General features: G+C 57.4%; 21 protein-coding genes. 7 read left to right on the forward strand and 14 right to left on the reverse strand.

All coding sequences use genetic code 11. The features are described from left to right. Positions 1–5 precede the first annotated feature (5 nt). A complete protein-coding gene (locus tag H4317_RS07100; protein WP_185889428.1) occupies positions 6–1,274 on the reverse strand; it encodes a cation:proton antiporter in 1,269 nt (422 codons plus the stop codon). A gap of 34 nt (positions 1,275–1,308) precedes the next feature. Beyond that, positions 1,309–2,340 carry a threonine aldolase family protein gene (locus H4317_RS07105; RefSeq protein ID WP_185889429.1) on the reverse strand — a complete coding sequence of 344 codons (1,032 nt, stop codon included), beginning with the start codon at positions 2,338–2,340 and terminating at the stop codon, positions 1,309–1,311. Between the two features lie 100 nt (positions 2,341–2,440). Here H4317_RS07105 and H4317_RS07110 point away from each other — a divergent pair, with 100 nt between their 5' ends. Then, on the forward strand, positions 2,441–2,605 hold the full coding sequence (locus H4317_RS07110; RefSeq protein WP_185889430.1) for a hypothetical protein: 165 nt from the start codon (positions 2,441–2,443) through the stop codon (positions 2,603–2,605). Positions 2,606–2,722: 117 nt separating this feature from the next. On the opposite strand, the gene H4317_RS07115 is transcribed toward H4317_RS07110, so the two are convergent. Beyond that, positions 2,723–3,217, reverse strand: coding sequence for a metallophosphoesterase family protein (locus H4317_RS07115; protein WP_185889431.1), 495 nt, complete (start codon positions 3,215–3,217; stop codon positions 2,723–2,725). Between the two features lie 325 nt (positions 3,218–3,542). Between H4317_RS07115 and H4317_RS07120 the strand changes: the two genes are divergently transcribed. Together H4317_RS07120 and H4317_RS07125 are read left to right on the forward strand one after the other, a co-directional pair. Further along, positions 3,543–4,244 (forward strand): NUDIX hydrolase, encoded by a 702-nt coding sequence (locus H4317_RS07120; protein WP_185889432.1) that lies wholly within the window; start codon positions 3,543–3,545, stop codon positions 4,242–4,244. A gap of 23 nt (positions 4,245–4,267) precedes the next feature. Beyond that, positions 4,268–4,753, forward strand: a complete 486-nt coding sequence (locus H4317_RS07125) for a hypothetical protein (protein ID WP_185889433.1) — start codon at positions 4,268–4,270, stop codon at positions 4,751–4,753. A gap of 80 nt (positions 4,754–4,833) precedes the next feature. Here H4317_RS07125 and coaD read toward each other — a convergent pair whose 3' ends face one another. The 4 genes from coaD to H4317_RS07145 form a co-directional block, all read right to left on the reverse strand. Next, positions 4,834–5,298: a pantetheine-phosphate adenylyltransferase gene (gene coaD / locus H4317_RS07130; protein ID WP_185889434.1), complete on the reverse strand. Its 465-nt coding sequence runs from the start codon at positions 5,296–5,298 to the stop codon at positions 4,834–4,836. Positions 5,299–5,354: 56 nt separating this feature from the next. Beyond that, positions 5,355–6,263 (reverse strand): DUF3822 family protein, encoded by a 909-nt coding sequence (locus tag H4317_RS07135; protein ID WP_185889435.1) that lies wholly within the window; start codon positions 6,261–6,263, stop codon positions 5,355–5,357. 87 nt (positions 6,264–6,350) lie between these two features. Continuing rightward, positions 6,351–6,857: an NUDIX domain-containing protein gene (locus H4317_RS07140; RefSeq protein WP_185889436.1), complete on the reverse strand. Its 507-nt coding sequence runs from the start codon at positions 6,855–6,857 to the stop codon at positions 6,351–6,353. A gap of 26 nt (positions 6,858–6,883) precedes the next feature. Continuing rightward, on the reverse strand, positions 6,884–7,489 hold the full coding sequence (locus H4317_RS07145) for a DUF4126 domain-containing protein (RefSeq protein WP_185889437.1): 606 nt from the start codon (positions 7,487–7,489) through the stop codon (positions 6,884–6,886). A 158-nt stretch (positions 7,490–7,647) separates the two neighbouring features. Here H4317_RS07145 and H4317_RS07150 point away from each other — a divergent pair, with 158 nt between their 5' ends. From H4317_RS07150 to H4317_RS07160, 3 genes are all read left to right on the forward strand, one after another. Continuing rightward, positions 7,648–8,100 (forward strand): PaaI family thioesterase, encoded by a 453-nt coding sequence (locus H4317_RS07150; protein WP_185889438.1) that lies wholly within the window; start codon positions 7,648–7,650, stop codon positions 8,098–8,100. A gap of 165 nt (positions 8,101–8,265) precedes the next feature. Beyond that, positions 8,266–9,687 (forward strand): ATP-dependent DNA helicase, encoded by a 1,422-nt coding sequence (locus tag H4317_RS07155; protein WP_185889439.1) that lies wholly within the window; start codon positions 8,266–8,268, stop codon positions 9,685–9,687. A 144-nt stretch (positions 9,688–9,831) separates the two neighbouring features. Next, positions 9,832–10,359 carry a DUF1573 domain-containing protein gene (locus tag H4317_RS07160; protein WP_185889440.1) on the forward strand — a complete coding sequence of 176 codons (528 nt, stop codon included), beginning with the start codon at positions 9,832–9,834 and terminating at the stop codon, positions 10,357–10,359. Positions 10,360–10,436: 77 nt separating this feature from the next. Here H4317_RS07160 and H4317_RS07165 read toward each other — a convergent pair whose 3' ends face one another. The 5 genes from H4317_RS07165 to H4317_RS07185 all read right to left on the reverse strand — a co-directional run bounded on the left by H4317_RS07165 (position 10,437) and on the right by H4317_RS07185 (position 14,669). Beyond that, positions 10,437–10,814 (reverse strand): DUF423 domain-containing protein, encoded by a 378-nt coding sequence (locus H4317_RS07165; protein WP_185889441.1) that lies wholly within the window; start codon positions 10,812–10,814, stop codon positions 10,437–10,439. A gap of 41 nt (positions 10,815–10,855) precedes the next feature. Next, on the reverse strand, positions 10,856–11,539 hold the full coding sequence (locus tag H4317_RS07170) for a YggS family pyridoxal phosphate-dependent enzyme (protein WP_185889442.1): 684 nt from the start codon (positions 11,537–11,539) through the stop codon (positions 10,856–10,858). Positions 11,540–11,681: 142 nt separating this feature from the next. Further along, positions 11,682–12,731: a vWA domain-containing protein gene (locus H4317_RS07175; protein WP_185889443.1), complete on the reverse strand. Its 1,050-nt coding sequence runs from the start codon at positions 12,729–12,731 to the stop codon at positions 11,682–11,684. Between the two features lie 62 nt (positions 12,732–12,793). Continuing rightward, a complete protein-coding gene (locus tag H4317_RS07180) occupies positions 12,794–13,687 on the reverse strand; it encodes a hypothetical protein (RefSeq protein WP_185889444.1) in 894 nt (297 codons plus the stop codon). Between the two features lie 79 nt (positions 13,688–13,766). Continuing rightward, positions 13,767–14,669 (reverse strand): DUF58 domain-containing protein, encoded by a 903-nt coding sequence (locus H4317_RS07185; protein ID WP_185889445.1) that lies wholly within the window; start codon positions 14,667–14,669, stop codon positions 13,767–13,769. Positions 14,670–14,737: 68 nt separating this feature from the next. Here H4317_RS07185 and H4317_RS07190 point away from each other — a divergent pair, with 68 nt between their 5' ends. Beyond that, positions 14,738–15,109: a DUF4296 domain-containing protein gene (locus H4317_RS07190; protein ID WP_185889446.1), complete on the forward strand. Its 372-nt coding sequence runs from the start codon at positions 14,738–14,740 to the stop codon at positions 15,107–15,109. Between the two features lie 31 nt (positions 15,110–15,140). Here H4317_RS07190 and H4317_RS07195 read toward each other — a convergent pair whose 3' ends face one another. Together H4317_RS07195 and H4317_RS07200 are read right to left on the reverse strand one after the other, a co-directional pair. After that, on the reverse strand, positions 15,141–15,479 hold the full coding sequence (locus tag H4317_RS07195) for a tRNA-binding protein (RefSeq protein ID WP_185889447.1): 339 nt from the start codon (positions 15,477–15,479) through the stop codon (positions 15,141–15,143). A 28-nt stretch (positions 15,480–15,507) separates the two neighbouring features. Further along, complete coding sequence (locus H4317_RS07200) at positions 15,508–16,065, reverse strand: DUF922 domain-containing protein (RefSeq protein ID WP_185889448.1); 558 nt, start codon at positions 16,063–16,065, stop codon at positions 15,508–15,510. Positions 16,066–16,128: the final 63 nt, after the last annotated feature.

A 16,128-nucleotide genomic window follows, 5' to 3' on the forward strand; every position in this document is an offset into this window, starting at 1 on the left:
TAAGGTTAATGCCCGGAATCAGCAGGGGTGGAGGGCTCAGTGCTCAGGCCCAGCCGCTTCACCAGCGGGCCCAATGTAAGGCCCTGCACCACAATGCTGAATATTACGACGACGTACGTAACGCCCACAATCAATTCGCGCGGCATGGTTTCGGGCAGGGAAAGAGCCAGTGCTACCGAAATGCCGCCGCGCAACCCACCCCAGGTCAGAATCCGCAGCGTGGGCCGGTCGAAGTAGTACCAACGGCGCAGCAGCCCCAGCGGCACCGCCACCGACAGCAGCCGGCCCAGCAGCACTACCCCAATCGTGACGCCGCCAACGAACAGGGTAGTGCGGCTGATGTGCAGCACCAGCAGCTCCAGCCCGATAAGCACGAACAGCACGGCATTCAGAATTTCATCCAGCACCTCCCAGAATTTGTCCAGGTAGTCGCGCGACTCATCGGAACTGGCCTGACGGCCTTTGCTGCCCACAATCAGGCCGGCCACCACAATAACCAGCGGCGCCGATGTGTGCAGCGTGGTGGCCAGCGCGGTACCGCCCATCACCAGGGCCAGCGTAATCAGCACTTCTACCTGGTAGTTGTCGATGGTGCGCAGGGCGCGGTAGGTGGCGTAGCCCAGCACTGCGCCCAGAACCAGACCTCCTACTACTTCCCGCAAAAAAAGCTGCCCGATAACGCTGAGCGTAGCGGCTTCGCGACCGGCTTCTGCTATCTGAAACAAACTCACAAAAAGCACCACCGCAATACCATCATTGAAAAGCGACTCGCCCACAATTTTGATTTCCAGGGTTTTGTCGATGCGGGCTTCTTTCAGAATGCCCATTACGGCAATAGGGTCGGTGGGGGAGATGAGCGCGCCGAACAGCAGGCAGTACACGTAATCGAGCGGTACCCCGAACACAGGCAGCAGAAAGTAGAGCGTAGTGCCGATGAGCACGGTGGACAGAATGGTGCCTGCTGAGGCCAGCGCCGCCACCGGCAGCTGCTGGCTACCTAGCGCCCGCACATCTACGTGAATGGCCCCTGCAAACAGCAGAAAACTCAACATCACCTGCATTACCACGGCATGAAAGTCGAGGTTGCGGACCATTCGGCTAACCATTAGCACCCATGGAACCTCCAACTCGCCCAGCGCAACGGCCCCCAACGAAAAAATGAGGGCCAGCACCATGATGCCAATAGTGGCAGGTAAGCGTAGAAAGCGGTGATTGAGGTAGCCGAACAGAGCCGCTACCACCAGCAGTAGCGCGAAAGTATTGTAGAGTTCCAACAGAAGCAGGGTTACGTAAAGGCAACCGGGCGCCTCAGGACGCCAAGTGCCGCAATACGCTTTCTACGCGCTGCAGCATCGTGTCGTCTATGTCCAGATGGGTTACAAACCGAATCATCTGCGGCCCAAACGACGAAGCCCGTATGCCTTCCTGCTCCAGATACGCCAGAAACTTCTCGGCCGGCATGTCGGGGCGCAGCCGGAAAATCACGAGGTTGGTTTCTACAGGCAGCACTTCGGCTACATAGGGCTGAGCCTGCAGGCTAGTGCCCAGTTGCCGGGCGCGGCGGTGGTCGTCGCGGAGGCGCTCTACATTGTGTTCCAGCGCGTAGAGGCCGGCCGCTGCTAGGTAGCCTGCCTGCCGCATGCCGCCGCCCATCACCTTCCGAATACGCTTTGTTTTCTGGATAAATGCCTGGCTGCCTAACAGCACCGAGCCCACCGGCGCCCCCAGCCCCTTGCTCAGACACACCGAAATAGTATCGAAGAGGCGGCCGTACTCAGTAGCCTGCTGGCCAGTAGCTACCAGCGCGTTAAAGATGCGTGCCCCATCGAGGTGCAGCGGAATCCGGTGGCGCTGGGACACTTCGGCAATGGCCTCCAGTTCGGTCAGTTCATAGCAGCTGCCGCCACCGCGGTTGTGCGTGTTTTCCAGCGAAATGAGGCTAGTGGTGGGGTAGTGGACGTTGACGGGCCGGATGGCAGCCTCCACCTGCGCGGCCGTCAGGCGCCCTCGCTCACCGGGCAGTAGCGCCACCGACGCCCCCGAATGAAACGCAATGCCGCCTACTTCCCAGAGGTAAATGTGCGAAGTCTGCTCACAGATTACTTCGGAAAGCGGCTCGGTGTGGGCCTTGATGGCAATCTGGTTGGTCATGGTGCCGGAAGGGCAGAACAGGCCGGCTTCCAGCCCGAAACGGGCAGCAGTTTCCTCTTCCAGCGCGCGCACGGTCGGATCTTCTTCGTACACATCGTCGCCGACGCGGGCCTGGAACATGGCGTCCAGCATAGCCGGCGTAGGGCGCGTAACGGTGTCGGAGCGCAGGTCAATTATAGAATCAGTCATGAGTTTAGAGTAGGGAAAAAAGGGAAAGGTTTCCCGGTGTCAAATTTAGTCGTTACTTTTGCCCCTCAATTACCGAAAGACCTTAACCGACCCGGAAAAAATGAGCGTTACCCGTCTGAAGCGGAAGCACCGCAAGAACATTGCCCGCGCTAACAACAAGCAGCGCGTGATTAAGCAACTCCTCCTGACTCCCGTTCTGAAGAACGTGGACATCGAAGAACTGAAAACCCGCTTCAACAAGAGCGAAGCTACGACGGCCGCCTAAGTAAGCGCCGTCTGGCAGCCTGCCCCCGGTGTCGGTGGGTTTTGGTCAGAAATTTCAAAAGCGTTTTTCCCACCCGGGAAAGACGCTTTTTTTGTGTCTGAACACCAATGACTCGCTTCACTTTGGTCCTAGTTCTACCACTTGCAGTTGCTGCACCTTGCCCTCCGTTACTTCAAACCGCAGCAGGGTGCGCACTTTATGAAAGCCGTGGCGGCCCGCGGCTCCAGGGTTCAGGTGTAGCAACTGGAGGCGTGGATCGGGCATGACCTTGAGAATGTGAGAATGGCCACTGATGAACAAACCCGGGCGGTGCTCCTGCACCAGTAGGCGCGCGGCTGGGCTGTAGTGGCCCGGATAACCCCCGATATGCGTCATAAGCACAGACAGGCCTTCTAGCTCGAAGTGCTGCACCAAGGGTTGCGTCAGGCTTACGTCGCGGCCATCAATGTTGCCGTACACGCCGCGTAGGGGCGCCACCGTTTCCAGTTCTTCTATCACGGCGCTGGTACCAAAGTCGCCGGCGTGCCAGATTTCGTCGCAGCCACGCAGGTGGTGCAGGATTCGTTCATCGAGGTAGCTGTGGGTATCGGAAAGCAGACCGATTTTTTTCATAGGGCGAAGGTAGGGTAGATATAGAGTCGAAAAATGGAAGTTTCGAAACGAAAAATTCGCCTATCGGGTGCTGCAAAGCATGTTGCACGGTATCAGCTATGATGCCTGGGCACGCAATTGCGCCCAAGGGTTAGGGAGTTGCATCCCTGTTAGTACCCGGGTTCGTCTACTTCCGGCTCTATTCATCCGAGCTCACGACAACACAACCGTGTGCATCTCGTATCTTGCCCGTCCTGTGGCGGGTTTTCGATTGCCAAGTTTCCTGTTGTGCTTTGCAACGCCCCGGCCTTGATTCCTCATTGTTGCCTCTCCTGATTGCCCCGCGATGAACGTCTTCATCAACGATATTCCGCTGATCATCAAAAAGAACAGCGAGAAAATATACAAGCACAAGTACGACCTGATTCTAAATCCGGAAGATGAGTTCATCTCGAAGGATCTGGTAGGGGATGTGCTCGTGCGCGACGTCACGGACGTATTCGTGGACCGGCTGCTACGCCTGATGGAAGTAAAAAAGCTGAAAAAGCTGAAGTCGCTGACCATGCTGGCTCGCAAGAAAAAGCGGCTCATTCTGCACCTGAAAGACCAGTTCCGCATCGTGAAAGCCGCTGGCGGCCTCGTGGTGAAGGATGGCAAGGTGCTGATGATTTACCGCCTCGGTAAGTGGGATTTGCCCAAAGGCAAGCTCAAGAAGGAGGAAGATCCGGCCCTTGGCGCCCTGCGCGAAGTAGAGGAGGAATGCAACATCAAGATTGAGCTGGGCGATGAACTGCCGAGCACGTGGCACTCCTACGCGTACAACGGCAACAAAATCCTGAAGAAGACCAACTGGTACATCATGCGCTGCCTTGACGACTCGCTGATGAAGCCGCAGGCCGAAGAATATATTGAGGAAGTGCGCTGGATGACGCCGCAGGAGGCACTGGCCGTACTTGAAGAATCGTACGCCAGCATTGCACTCGTGATGCGCCACTACCTGAGCGAAGTAATGGGCTCTACGCCAGCCAGCGAGCCTTCTGCCAAATAATTCCCTAGCTTCTTTTCCTTTCCATGCGTCTTTCGTCCCTTTCTTTTTCCGCTCTGCTGGTGCTGGGCGGAATGGCTGCCTGCACAGGCACCCAAACTGCTTCCGAAGCTGATAAGCCCGTGACGGGCCGCGCCGAAGCAGTAGCGCCCAACAGCCTCAATCTGCCGTTGCTCGTTGGCCGCAACATCGACCAAGTGCGTCGTAACCTCGGTACGCCCCGCGAAACCAAGGACCAGAAAATAGGCCTGGAGCCTACCGCCGAGCAAATGAAGGCCACCAAAGGCGAAGACTGGGTCAATACGTTTGATAAGAACGGCACTACCATTGTGGCTACCTACAATGCCCGCACCCGCAAGGTGAACAACCTGGTAGTGCTGGGCAGCGACGAGGACGACCTACTGCGCCGCGCCAACCTGAGCCTCACCGACGCCAGCTACACCGTGCAGCCCATTGCCGACCCCAAAAACCCTGGCAATACGGTCGGCCTACGCATCACGAAGAACAACTAGCTCCACAGCTGTTATATAAACACAGAAAGGCCCGCTTTGCTATAGCAGAGCGGGCCTTTCTGTGAACAATTCGTAGCACATTAGCCAGCGAAAGGCGGGAGCTGAAACGGAACAAAGTCATCAACATTGCCGCCAAACCGGTGAATTTCACGGATGATGGTGCTACTGATGGCTGCTAGCACTGGTGAGGTGATAAGAAACACGGTTTCTAAATCTGGGTTGACGTGTCGATTGGCTTGCGCGATGGTGTTTTCGTACTCGAAATCGGTGGTGTTGCGTAGGCCACGCAGCAGAAATCGGGCGCCTACTTCGCGGGCATAGTCGGCGGTCAGGCCTTTGTAGGACTGTACGGACACCCGTGGCTCGTCTCGAAACACCTCCTGTATCATTTCCTGCATCTGCTCTACAGGCAAATAACGACTCTTGCTACTATTGTTGCCAATGGCAATGATGACTTCATCGAACAGAACCGTGCCGCGCCGTACCACATCGAGGTGACCATTGGTGAACGGGTCGAAGGAGCCAGGAAAAATAGCTGTTCTCATAAGGCGGGGCTAAAAAAGAACTATCAGGCTCGAAGCAGAACCAAGAACGAGTGGGGCTATTCGCACAGATGCAAACTATAGAGCTCGAAGAAACGATACTCGAACAGCTCGTTCAGGCGGTAGCTGTAGCCGAGGTCGAACGGACGGTTGCCGAATTTGATGTGGCGGATGTACTTGCGCAGAATAGTGAACAGCTCCGAATCGTGCATCAGGTCTCCCCATACTATAATGGGGTCCTGATCGGGGTTAAGCTGAAATTCCTGCATCACCAAAATGGTGTAGTAAATCAGGTCTTCCGGCGAACTGAAGGCGAAAACGTTGCAGAACTCTGGCCGTTTGTCGCGGATGACAACGATAGTCACTTCCAGGTGCCCGATGCTCAGGTAGAGCCGGCGTGGGGCCGCTGCGTCGCTCTGGTGCATGAGGCCTTCAAGCAGGGCACTGGTCTGGTGCAGCAGTGTACCGGTAGGATACGTAGCACGAAACCAATCGTTCAGGGATTTTTCGGCCGCGAAGATGCTGACCATTTCCTGGCCCGGATGCGCATAGGCATGCACCGTTTCATACTGGGCATCGACGGGATGGTGCAGGCGCAGATAAGCAGCCTCGTCGCCGGCCCGGAAAAGCGGAGCGGGCAGCAGCGTAAAGTGTCGGTTCTGTACAGCCAGCCGCACGTGGTTCCAGCCAGACTGGCCTAGCAGGTCGTGGTGGGAGGCCAAGGCCTGTAGCTGTCCACCGAAAGAGGTAGCAGTCTGCGACGCGTATTCTTCCAGTACCACAAACTTGTTGCGGCGCGTATCCGCAATGCCCACCCGCAGTCCGGCCGGCCCGGCCGTAAGGTAGAGGTTGTAGGCAGCCAGGTTTTCGGGAGTCAGCGTTTCATCGCGCAGGCGGTGCAGTACCGTAGGAGCAGGCAAGGAAGACAACGCGGGCACAGCAGTAGAAACGGGATAGACAGAAGACACGAGCAGAAACTAGAGCGCAGAGCAGTAAGGGGTGGGCGGCAAAGGTACGAAAGTAGCTATGGTGCAGCCACCGCGCTTGGACAGCCGTTACTGCTGAAACCGTATTTGCGGAATAAAGACATCGTCGGTGCTGATAATCTGACGAAGAACCGGATGCACCTGAAGTGCCGGCAGCACAACCAGTTGCCGAGGCGAAACATAGGCCAATTCCAAGAGCAACTGCTCGTCAGCGGAATGCTCGGGGTCGGAGCCCAGCCGGGGCACAGCCGTGGGGTCAAGGGCAGTTACTTCAAAAAACAGCTCCAGCGCCTGCAGGCCGTTGCTTTGGTGCTCGTGCAGGTGCAGGAACCGACCTACAGTTACCTCAAGGCCCGTTTCCTCCCGAAACTCACGCCGCAAGCACTCCTGAATTGTTTCGCCAAACTGCCACCCGCCACCCGGCGGCGACCAAAAGGGCTTGGAATCAGGCAGCAGCCCCCGATGCGCAGTCAGTAGCAGCGTGTCATTGTGCACCAACAGGCCGCACACGCGCAGCCGTACCTGGCCGGTGTAGGCCTGTGGCATTTCACGGGTGGGAAGAGAGTCGGAAGCCATACAAGCAGAAAAAGTGAACCTTAGTGTCAGCCCTTTGCCAGAGCCGAAGCAGACCCACGACGTTGGGCCCGCCGCTGCCGCCAGCGCCGCAGCCGGGTGGCAATATACACTACCAGGCCCAGCATAAGCGCGGCAGTCAGCACGGGCAGGAGCAGCGCCAGCGCCGAGCCTAGAATGGCCAGCGTGTTTTCGGCGGTGGCCAGTACCGGGTTGCCGAGGCCGCCGGTTGCAGCTGTAGAGCCCGCCCGGAGCAGTGCTGTGCCGGTCTGTACCATGCCGGCTGTGCCGCCGCCTACCAGCACGCCCAGCCCCCAGCGCACTACTGGGTCAAGGTCAGGCAGAGCGGCTGTCATGAGCACAGTGCCGGCAATAAACGAGGCGGGTGTGGTGATGGTATCCAGCACGTTATCAACCACCGGAAAGTAATAGCCCAGGATTTCGGCTACCGTGGCTGTGCCCAGCGCGCCCACTGCTGCCCACGAGCCCAGCCACGCAAATCCGGCTGAAGGGTCCAGCAAACCAGTACGATACGCCAGACTAGCGGCCAGCAGCGGCACAAACACCCGAAACCCACTGCACGCGGCCAGCGCTAAGCCCAGCGCACCGCTCAAAACGTATTCCTGTGGTAGCATAGCTGACTGAAAGCGGAGGTAGAAGAACAGAAGTGCCTGGAGAGCGGAGAACGAGCCCGTACTACCAGCTTAAAATAGCGAGAATGCCATAATAAGCAACACATATTACCGAAACGCGCTGACACAAACCCGAAATCGGCTGGGCTATCTTTGCCCCAATGAATTCTTCTGCACTTTCTGCCGCCCCCGCCGCTACTCCCGACGACTCGCTCGAAACCCGTATCCGCCGCAAGCTCACGCGCCAGCACTTTATGCACCTCATCGGGGCCGACCTGACCCGCATCGAGCCGGGCCGCATCGAAGCGGAAGTCACGCTCCAGCAGCAGCACCAGCAGCACAGTGGTTTCGCCCACGGCGGCCTCGTCGCCACCATGGCCGACCTGGTAGCTGGTTTCGCAGCCCTCACGCTCGTGCCCGATGGTACCGACGTGGTAACGGTGGAGCTGAAAACCAGCTACCTGCACCCCGGCGTGGGGCAGAAGCTGCGCGCCGTGGGGTGGGTGCTGAAAGCTGGCCGCCGCCTGCATTTCTGCGAGTCGGAGGTGTGGTGCGATGATAAGCTGATAGCCAAAGCTTCGGCGACGATGGCCGTGGTGGAGCCGCAGGGGTAGGCAGGCAAACGGTTGTGGGAGGCCCAGTGAAATACAAGTTCGTAAAGCCGCTAGAGCTTTACCTCACAGATAAAGCTGCTTGGCAAATAGTTCTGTTTTCACCCCAACAACCGGCGTGCCAGGGACCTGAAACGGGCGTAGCTTTGTTACCCGAATACACTTGCTATGCTCTCCCTCCGTACCCCTTCCGTCCGCGACTATTTCCCCTACGAACCCACTCAGGACCAGGCCACGCTGTTTCAGAAGCTGGATGTTTTTCTGAAGGACGACTTGCCGGGACGCAAGGCGTTTGTGCTGCGCGGCTACGCGGGCACTGGCAAAACCACCGTAGTCAGTGCGCTAGTGCAGTGGCTGCATAAGCTGGGCCGCAAATACGTGCTGATGGCTCCAACGGGCCGCGCCGCCAAGGTGATGAGCGGCTACGCGGGCGTGCCGGCCAGCACCATTCACAAGAAAATCTACCGCCAGACCAGCGGCTCTCCTAGCCAGAATCTGTCGTTTCAGCGCCAACCTAACCGCGCCCAGGACACGCTGTTCATTGTGGATGAGGCGTCCATGATTTCCGACGAGAAGTCGTTTGGCGAAACCGGCCTGCTCGACGACCTGCTCAACTATGTGTTCGAGAAGCCCTCGAATCGGCTGCTGCTCATCGGCGACACGGCCCAGCTGCCGCCCGTGGGCCAACTACTCAGTCCCGCCCTCGACCCGGAATTATTGCGCCACCGGTTCCGCGCTACTGTGGATGGAGTGGAGCTGCGCCAGGTGATGCGCCAGGCCGAGCAGTCTGGCATTCTGATGAACGCCACCGTGCTGCGCGAAGAACTGCGCGAGGAAAAACCCAATATCCTGTTTCATACCCGCGGCTACCCCGACCTGTTTCAGATGGGCGGCGACAAGCTGGAAGATGGTCTGCGCTGGGCCTACAAGAACTTCGGGCACGAAAACACCACCATCATCTGCCGCTCCAACAAAAACGCCAACCAGTACAACCAGATGATCCGGCGGGTGCTGTTCGAGGCCGAGGACGAAATTGAGAGTGGCGACTACCTGATGGTGGTACGCAACAACTATTTCTGGCTGCCCAAAGATTCGGAAATGGGCTTTCTGGCCAACGGCGACTTTGTGCAGGTGGTGAAAATCATCCGCCTCACCGAGGAATTCGGCTTTCGCTTCGCCGATGCCCGCGTGCGGCTCGTGGACTACCCCGACGAGCCGGATATGGAAATCAAGCTGCTACTCGACACGCTGCACACCGAAAGCCCCGCCCTGCCCGCTGACCGTAGCAAGGAACTCTATGAGGCCGTAGGCAAGGACTATGACCACCTCACCACCAAGAAAGACAAGACGGCTGCACTCCGCAAAGACCCATTCTTGAATGCGCTGCAGGTAAAGTTTGCCTATGCCCTCACATGCCACAAGGCGCAGGGCGGCCAGTGGCAGGCTGTGTTCGTCGACCACGGCTTTTTAAAGGAGGATATGGTGAATTCCGAGTTTGCTCGCTGGCTCTACACAGCTGTGACACGCGCCTCAGAAAAATTATTCTTGCTTAATTTCAATCCTAAGCTGCTGGCAGAAAACCCAGAATGAGTAGTTTAGCGAACAAAATCAGGTAGTTGGGCTGTTTGTCTTCATGTCAGCTTCACCTAGTTCGGTGAAAACTGGCACTCAACTTGCGCCACCCGGCAAAACGAGTATTTTTGTTTTCTCCAACACCATTCACACAGTACCCTCATGAAAAAAGCACTTGTACTGGCTCTGTCGCTGACTTGCGCTGGCTTTGCCGCTCAGGCTCAAACGGCTGCCGTAAAGCCTGCCAACGCGCAGACGAAAGTGGCCGGCCCGCAAATTCAGTTTGATGAAATGAAGTACGACTTCGGCACCGCCAAACAAGGTGATGTGGTGAAGCACGTGTTCAAGTTCAAAAACATTGGCACCCAGCCGCTGGTAATCTCTAATATCGGTGTTAGCTGCGGCTGCACCACCCCAGAGTGGACCAAGGACCCCATCATGCCCGGCAAAACCGGTAGCATCACGGCTAACTTCAACACGGCCGGCAAAATGGGCATCCAGAACAAAGTATTGACCGTGGAGTCGAACTCGGCCGGCGGCAATGCGATGGTATCGGTAGTAGGCGAAGTAAAAGAAGGCAACGCCACGCCTACCATGACGGTAGAGAAAGTAGAATCGACAGTAGGTGCCGACAAGGTGAAAGTGAAAGCTGACGACACTAAACTGAAAGCTAAAGCCAAGAAGTCGTAAGACAATCCGGCTTCTGAAAGCGAAAAGGCGACCCGTAGCATGCGGGTCGCCTTTTTCATGTTCGTTGCAGCGAAAAGCTAGAGCTGCCGGGCAGCCAGCAGCACGCTGATCCAACCGGCAATCAACAGAAGCCCACCGATAGGAGCTACAGCGCCCAGCTTGGTGATGCCCGTGAAGCAGAGTGTGTAGAGCGAGCCGCTGAACAACAGCACCCCGCCCAGCCATAGCCAAGCCGTGGTGCTGAGCAGGCGCAGCTCCGGCCGAACCTGTAGCAGTATTCCCACCGCCAGCAGTGCCAGAGCGTGGTAAAACTGGTAGCGTACAGCGGTTTCGAAGGTGTCGAAGCGGCCGGAAGCTTCCAGCATAGGCCGCAGCCCGTGCGCACCAAACGCGCCGATAGCCACGCCCAGGGCACCCAGCAGGGCCGCCAGTTGCAGAATGATTTTTGCAGTCATGGAATTGATTGGAGTTAAATCGGCTGGTTCGTTCCGGACTATTAAGAGGCCGATTGGTAGTTCCGGGCCCCAAAAATAGCACTGCCCACCCGGATAAGCGTGCTGCCTTCCTCAATAGCAAGCCGGTAGTCAGAACTCATGCCCATACTGATTTCGCAGAAGTCGGCAGCGTCAGAGAAGTACCGGGCTTTCAGGTGCTCGAAATGCCCGCGCAACTCACGAAATTCCTGGCGCAGTCGGGCTTCATCGGTGGTATTGGTGGCAATGCCCATTACGCCGGTAAGGCGCACGTGGCGTAAGTCCCGGAAAGCGCCGGACTGCAGTATTTCCTCCGCTTCGGGCAGCGAGAGGCCGGTCTTGGTTTCCTCGGCGGCAATATGGAACTGTAGCAGCCCCTTGATGATGCGGTTGTGCTTGGCAGCTTGCTTTTCTATTTCCAGCAGCAGCTTTAAGCTGTCCACACTCTGAATCGTGTGCACAAATGGTGCAATGTATTTCACTTTGTTGGTCTGCAGGTGCCCGATGAGGTGCCACTCAATATCTGCGGGTAGCTCCGGCTGCTTGGCCGCCATTTCCTGCACCTTGTTTTCGCCAAACAGCCGCGCACCGGCATCATAGGCTTCCTGCAGCTTCTCTACCGGATGCGTTTTCGTGACGGTAACGAGTCGGCAATTGGTGCCCTCAAGCTGCTGCTGAAAAAAACGAAGATTGTCAGAAATGGACATTGCGAAAGGAGAGAGAAGCGGATGATTTACCGTTGATGATTCAAGTGTTGGCGACTGATTTTAGCGGTTATTACCTGCCCATATTCCAGTGTTTACACAACTGGCAGAGGCAATCAACTACTACCGAATAAAAATCGACAGCTCAATCTTCCAAGGCATTGGTAAGGAACGTGTTCTTGAGGGCCAGCCACAGCAGCCACAGGCCCACGCTCCAGAACAGGTAAATGCGGTAATAGTCCTTGGTGTTGCGGAAGCGGGTCTGCTTGATTTCGGATTTCTCGTAGCGGTTGATGCGCTGGAAAATCTGGCGAAGGGCCGCATTGTCGGTAGCCCGGAAGAACTGGCCTTCGCCGGCTGCCGCAATCTGGCGCATGGTGGTTTCGTCGAGGCGGGTTTCTACGTAGCGCGTGCGGCCCAGTTCGTCGCGGCCGAACGGTACGGTGCCATCCTGTCCCAGCCCAATCGTGTAGATTTTGAGGCCGTAGGCGTGGGCTAAGCGCGCAGCCGTAAGCGGGTCGAGGCTGCCAGCTGTGTTTTCGCCATCGGAGAGAAGAATGCACACGCGGCTGCGGCTGCGGGAGCCACGCAGGCGGTTGGTGGCCACACCCAGCGCCGTGCCAATGGCCGTGCCGTCGTTGGGAATCATACCTAATTTCAGGCTTTCGATACTTTCCCGCAAAAGCTCATAATCGGTAGTAAGCGGGGCCAGCGAATAGGCGTCGCCGGCAAAGACCACAAGGCCCAGCCGGTCGCCCTGGCGGCCGTCCACAAACTCCTGAGCCACGCGCTTAGCGGCCTCCAGGCGGTTGGGGCGCAGGTCGCCTAGCTCCATCGAACCCGACACGTCCAATACCAACAGCACATCAATACCCTCACCGGTCTGTACCACCCGCTCATCGGTACGCTGGGGGCGGGCCAGGGCCACCACGGCAAAGGCCAAACTCAAGGCCAGCACCAGATCGGGCAAGAAGCGCAGCCAAGCACTCCAGTCGCGCCGCACCTCACCCTGCACAAAGGCTACCCCCAGTTTGCTTCGCCGCCGATACACCAGCAGCCAGCGCCCCAGAAACAGCAGCGGAATTCCCGCAATCAGCAGCAGCAGGCGCGGCTTTTCCCAGGCGTAGCTGGCCAGCGTGGCATAGCGCAGGCTATCCACGAGCGGGCCAAAAACCTGTTGCCAAAGTTGCTGCATGCAGAGAAAAAAGTAGGAGCGGGGTAAAAGTAGCCGATCTGGTGGTGCTTAGTGCGCCAAGCTCAATTCTCAAGCCGCTGCCGCACCAACTCGAAGCGCCGCTCGGCAAAGCTGCGGAGCAGGTCAAACGCCAAGTCGGTTTCCGTATCGTCTTCCGAAAACTGATTGCCATAAATCACCCGGTCAGCAAGGCGCAGAGCCAGTCGTACATCGGCATCGTTCTGGTAGTGAGCTACTATCTCGCGGGTAGTAAGGCTGCTGATGGTGTTGTTTTCTAAATTGGTGAGGTAGTTCTTCCAGAGCGTGATGGCGCGCTCCATGTTGGTGAGGGAACGGCTAAGCGTGAATCGCTCCACGTGGCGGGCATACTGGGCCAGAAAATAAACGTGGTTTTTGCGCACCTTATAAAGCTGATATCGTTGCCGCCAGCGCCGCCCGAACACCAACGCTGCGCCGCCCAGCACCAGCAGCAGCAGAGTTGCTCCGGCCAGCCAATATGGGTAGTTGAAGGCAGGCTTCACCGGCAGCAGCACCGTGTTTTGGCGCAACGTAGGCGTAGCACCGTCTGCTAGCTGCGGTACCGCCCGTTTCAGCGTCACGTTAGCTACGGTGCTAGGCACTAGCAGCGTGTCGCGGCCGCGCAGGATGGTAACGGGCAGCTGCAGGCGCTGCACCGAGTCCAGCGAGAAGGTGCGTAGCTGGTAAACGGTTCGGTCGAGACTGATGCCTTGCCGGGTACGGGTGGGTTGATACTTTTTGCCTACGTACTCGAAAGGAGCATAAGTGGCCGTCGAATCAGGAAAAATGACATTCAAACCCGGCTCGTGGCGGTAGCTCAGCTCATATTCAATGATTTCGCCGATACGGGTAGTAGGTCGCAGAAACCGGCCTTTGGGCGTTTCTGCATCCATCTGCGCACTAGCCAGGAAAGGCAGCAGCATTGCTGCAAGCACCATTCCCTGCCGTAGGAAGACCGAAATACGTCCGCTATACGGCTCGGTAAAGCACCATTTAAATCTGCTCTTCACCCCTTGGTTATCCACGGCCCGCGCGAAGGTTGCGCCGCCGAAACAGCCGGATAAGCTGCGGCACATAATCGGCGTCGGTGGCAATAGAAAGATACTCAGTGCGGTGGCGCCGGCAGATTTGGCCTATCTGGTCGCGGTTCTGCTCGTAAGTAGCGCGGTAGCGGACCCGGAATGCCGCCGAGGAAGTATTGGTCCAGAGGGTGCGGCCCGATTCCTGGTCGTAGAGCGGTACGATTCCCAGAGGCGGAAATTCCCGCTCACGCTGGTCCAACAGTTGAATAACAACTAAATCGTGCTTACGGGCCAGCATGGTCAGTTCCCGCTCGTAGCTGCTGTCAATAAAATCGGAGATAAGCAGCACAATACTGCGGCGCTTGAGCAGACCCAGCGCTTGTTTGATGCCAGCCGCCACTCCCGTCTGCTTGGATTTAGGCGTCAGCTCAAACAGCCGCTTGATGAGGGAGTAAGCGTGCCGAATGCCTTTGCCCGCAGCCAAATACATTTCCTTCTGGTCGGAGAAGGCTAGAATGCCCAGTTGTGCATCTTGGCGGGCCGCAGCCAATGCCAGAATGCCACATATTTCGCGGCCAATATCCAGCTTGCGGCGGCCAGCGGCCCCTACCTGTTGGGAGGCACTCACATCGAAGAGCAGCAACACTTGCTGTTCCCGCTCTTCCTTGTAGGTTTTGATAAAAGTGCCGTGGCCCTTGCTCGATACGGCCCAGTCAATGGCCCGCACCTCGTCGCCGTACTGGTACAGGCGCACATCGTCGAATTCGAGGCCAGTGCCCTTGAATACGGAATGGAAATTGCCCTGCAGTTGCGCGTCCACTGCCTTCAGCATCCGGATTTCTACCTGCCGAAGCTTACGCACGAGCTGTTGAAACGGAGTAGGCGTGGGCACGTTCATAGTGGCTAAACTACATGAATCACGGCAGTATTGCGGCCGGGACGAAACGGAACCCTTACTTTTGCATCGTGAAACCCCTGCTACCTCGTGCTTTCCCGTTGGTACTCAGTCTGCTGCTGAGTGGCTTGTTTTCTGGCTGCCAGACTTCCGAGGAAGTGGTGCCACCCCAGCCGCTTATGCCTCGGCAGCAACTTGTAAGCCTGCTCGCCGACCTGCACACGCTCGAAGCCCGCGTAGAAGCTGCCGGCCTGACGCCTGATTCAGCGCGGGCCCTGTACCTGCAGCAGCAGAAAGCAATTCTGTGGCGCCGTGAAGTCAGTGACTCATTATTTCAGCAGAGCTACCGCTACTACGCCAGCCACGGCAAGGACCTGGATGAGATTTACAGCGTGGTGATTGACACGCTGGCCATGCGGCAGGTGCAACTGGGCGCAAAATAAGAAGCCCGCGCCGGCGGAGGTGCGCAGCCGGTTATATCAACCGGCTGCCGTTGGGAACGGGGCCAGCCAACGCCGCCAGTACAATGTCGCCGTGCGCGTCGGCGGCCCCCGTCACCAGCACTTCCGACATGAATTTGCCGATTTGCTTGGGTGGAAAGTTGACTACGCACAGCACTTGCCGGCCCACCAGCTCGTGTGGCTGATAGTGGCGCGTAATCTGGGCGCTGGACCTCTTTGTGCCAATTTCGGGGCCTAAGTCGATGAGCAACTGATAGGCCGGGCGGCGGGCTTCCGGAAACTCACGGGCTTCCAGAATGGTGCCAACCCGTACATCAACCCGCTCAAAATCGACCCAGGTGATATGTGGCATATGTAGCGGCTAGGTGTGTGATGAACTACTATTTGGACGCAAACGACTGCAGCAGAGCCATACGCTGCTGCACCTGGGTTTCCCAGAACTTCTGCTTGGCTTCATTGAGGCCGTGGTTCGTTTCCTGGTCGTAGCGGCCTTCCTCGCGCTGCCATGCTGTGAAGGCTAGTTTGGTGAAGTTGTTGAACGCCGGATTCAGCTTCTGGCAATCGAACTTCACTGTGGTGAGTTTCTGGCGCAGCATCCGCGCATGCAGTTCCGTTATGTCGAAGTGCAGCTGCTCGTGGCGTAGTAGCGCTGGTGAAGCTCGCTTGGCGTCGCGCACCCACGATTCCTGTGGCAGAAAAACTGCCTTAACAGTAGAGCTAAACACAAAATCCGTGCAGCCTACTTGCACATCAATATTGCCGGCTGTGAGAGCCTCCAAGTGCTCAGACGGCATCGGTCGGCTCTTGAAATCGGCCCAAGCCAAGGGCCGGTTAGCCGACCACGTTATCATTTCGGGTTGGGGCTTGGGAGAAGTCTGGGAAGGCGCGGGCGTCTGAAATGACAGCAGCAGTGGCAGAAGAAAGGAGCAGAAAGCCATGTTCAAATATAGGTGAGCCGGCCAATAAAAAGCCCTGGCTTAGCATGTACACCAATTCCTAGC

Source organism: Hymenobacter sediminicola (assembly GCF_014250515.1).
In the GTDB taxonomy this organism is placed as follows: Bacteria; Bacteroidota; Bacteroidia; order Cytophagales; family Hymenobacteraceae; genus Hymenobacter; species Hymenobacter sediminicola.

Bases quoted from the DNA above. Each gene is read 5' to 3' on its own strand.
- H4317_RS07105 (WP_185889429.1), bottom strand. From the start codon at position 2,340: ATGACTGATTCTATAATTGACCTGCGCTCCGACACCGTTACGCGCCCT.
- H4317_RS07110 (WP_185889430.1), top strand. From the start codon at position 2,441: ATGAGCGTTACCCGTCTGAAGCGGAAGCACCGCAAGAACATTGCCCGC.
- H4317_RS07115 (WP_185889431.1), bottom strand. From the start codon at position 3,217: ATGAAAAAAATCGGTCTGCTTTCCGATACCCACAGCTACCTCGATGAA.
- H4317_RS07120 (WP_185889432.1), top strand. From the start codon at position 3,543: ATGAACGTCTTCATCAACGATATTCCGCTGATCATCAAAAAGAACAGC.
- H4317_RS07125 (WP_185889433.1), top strand. From the start codon at position 4,268: ATGCGTCTTTCGTCCCTTTCTTTTTCCGCTCTGCTGGTGCTGGGCGGA.
- coaD (WP_185889434.1), bottom strand. From the start codon at position 5,298: ATGAGAACAGCTATTTTTCCTGGCTCCTTCGACCCGTTCACCAATGGT.
- H4317_RS07140 (WP_185889436.1), bottom strand. From the start codon at position 6,857: ATGGCTTCCGACTCTCTTCCCACCCGTGAAATGCCACAGGCCTACACC.
- H4317_RS07145 (WP_185889437.1), bottom strand. From the start codon at position 7,489: ATGCTACCACAGGAATACGTTTTGAGCGGTGCGCTGGGCTTAGCGCTG.
- H4317_RS07150 (WP_185889438.1), top strand. From the start codon at position 7,648: ATGAATTCTTCTGCACTTTCTGCCGCCCCCGCCGCTACTCCCGACGAC.
- H4317_RS07155 (WP_185889439.1), top strand. From the start codon at position 8,266: ATGCTCTCCCTCCGTACCCCTTCCGTCCGCGACTATTTCCCCTACGAA.
- H4317_RS07160 (WP_185889440.1), top strand. From the start codon at position 9,832: ATGAAAAAAGCACTTGTACTGGCTCTGTCGCTGACTTGCGCTGGCTTT.
- H4317_RS07165 (WP_185889441.1), bottom strand. From the start codon at position 10,814: ATGACTGCAAAAATCATTCTGCAACTGGCGGCCCTGCTGGGTGCCCTG.
- H4317_RS07170 (WP_185889442.1), bottom strand. From the start codon at position 11,539: ATGTCCATTTCTGACAATCTTCGTTTTTTTCAGCAGCAGCTTGAGGGC.
- H4317_RS07175 (WP_185889443.1), bottom strand. From the start codon at position 12,731: ATGCAGCAACTTTGGCAACAGGTTTTTGGCCCGCTCGTGGATAGCCTG.
- H4317_RS07180 (WP_185889444.1), bottom strand. From the start codon at position 13,687: ATGGTGCTTGCAGCAATGCTGCTGCCTTTCCTGGCTAGTGCGCAGATG.
- H4317_RS07185 (WP_185889445.1), bottom strand. From the start codon at position 14,669: ATGAACGTGCCCACGCCTACTCCGTTTCAACAGCTCGTGCGTAAGCTT.
- H4317_RS07195 (WP_185889447.1), bottom strand. From the start codon at position 15,479: ATGCCACATATCACCTGGGTCGATTTTGAGCGGGTTGATGTACGGGTT.
- H4317_RS07200 (WP_185889448.1), bottom strand. From the start codon at position 16,065: ATGGCTTTCTGCTCCTTTCTTCTGCCACTGCTGCTGTCATTTCAGACG.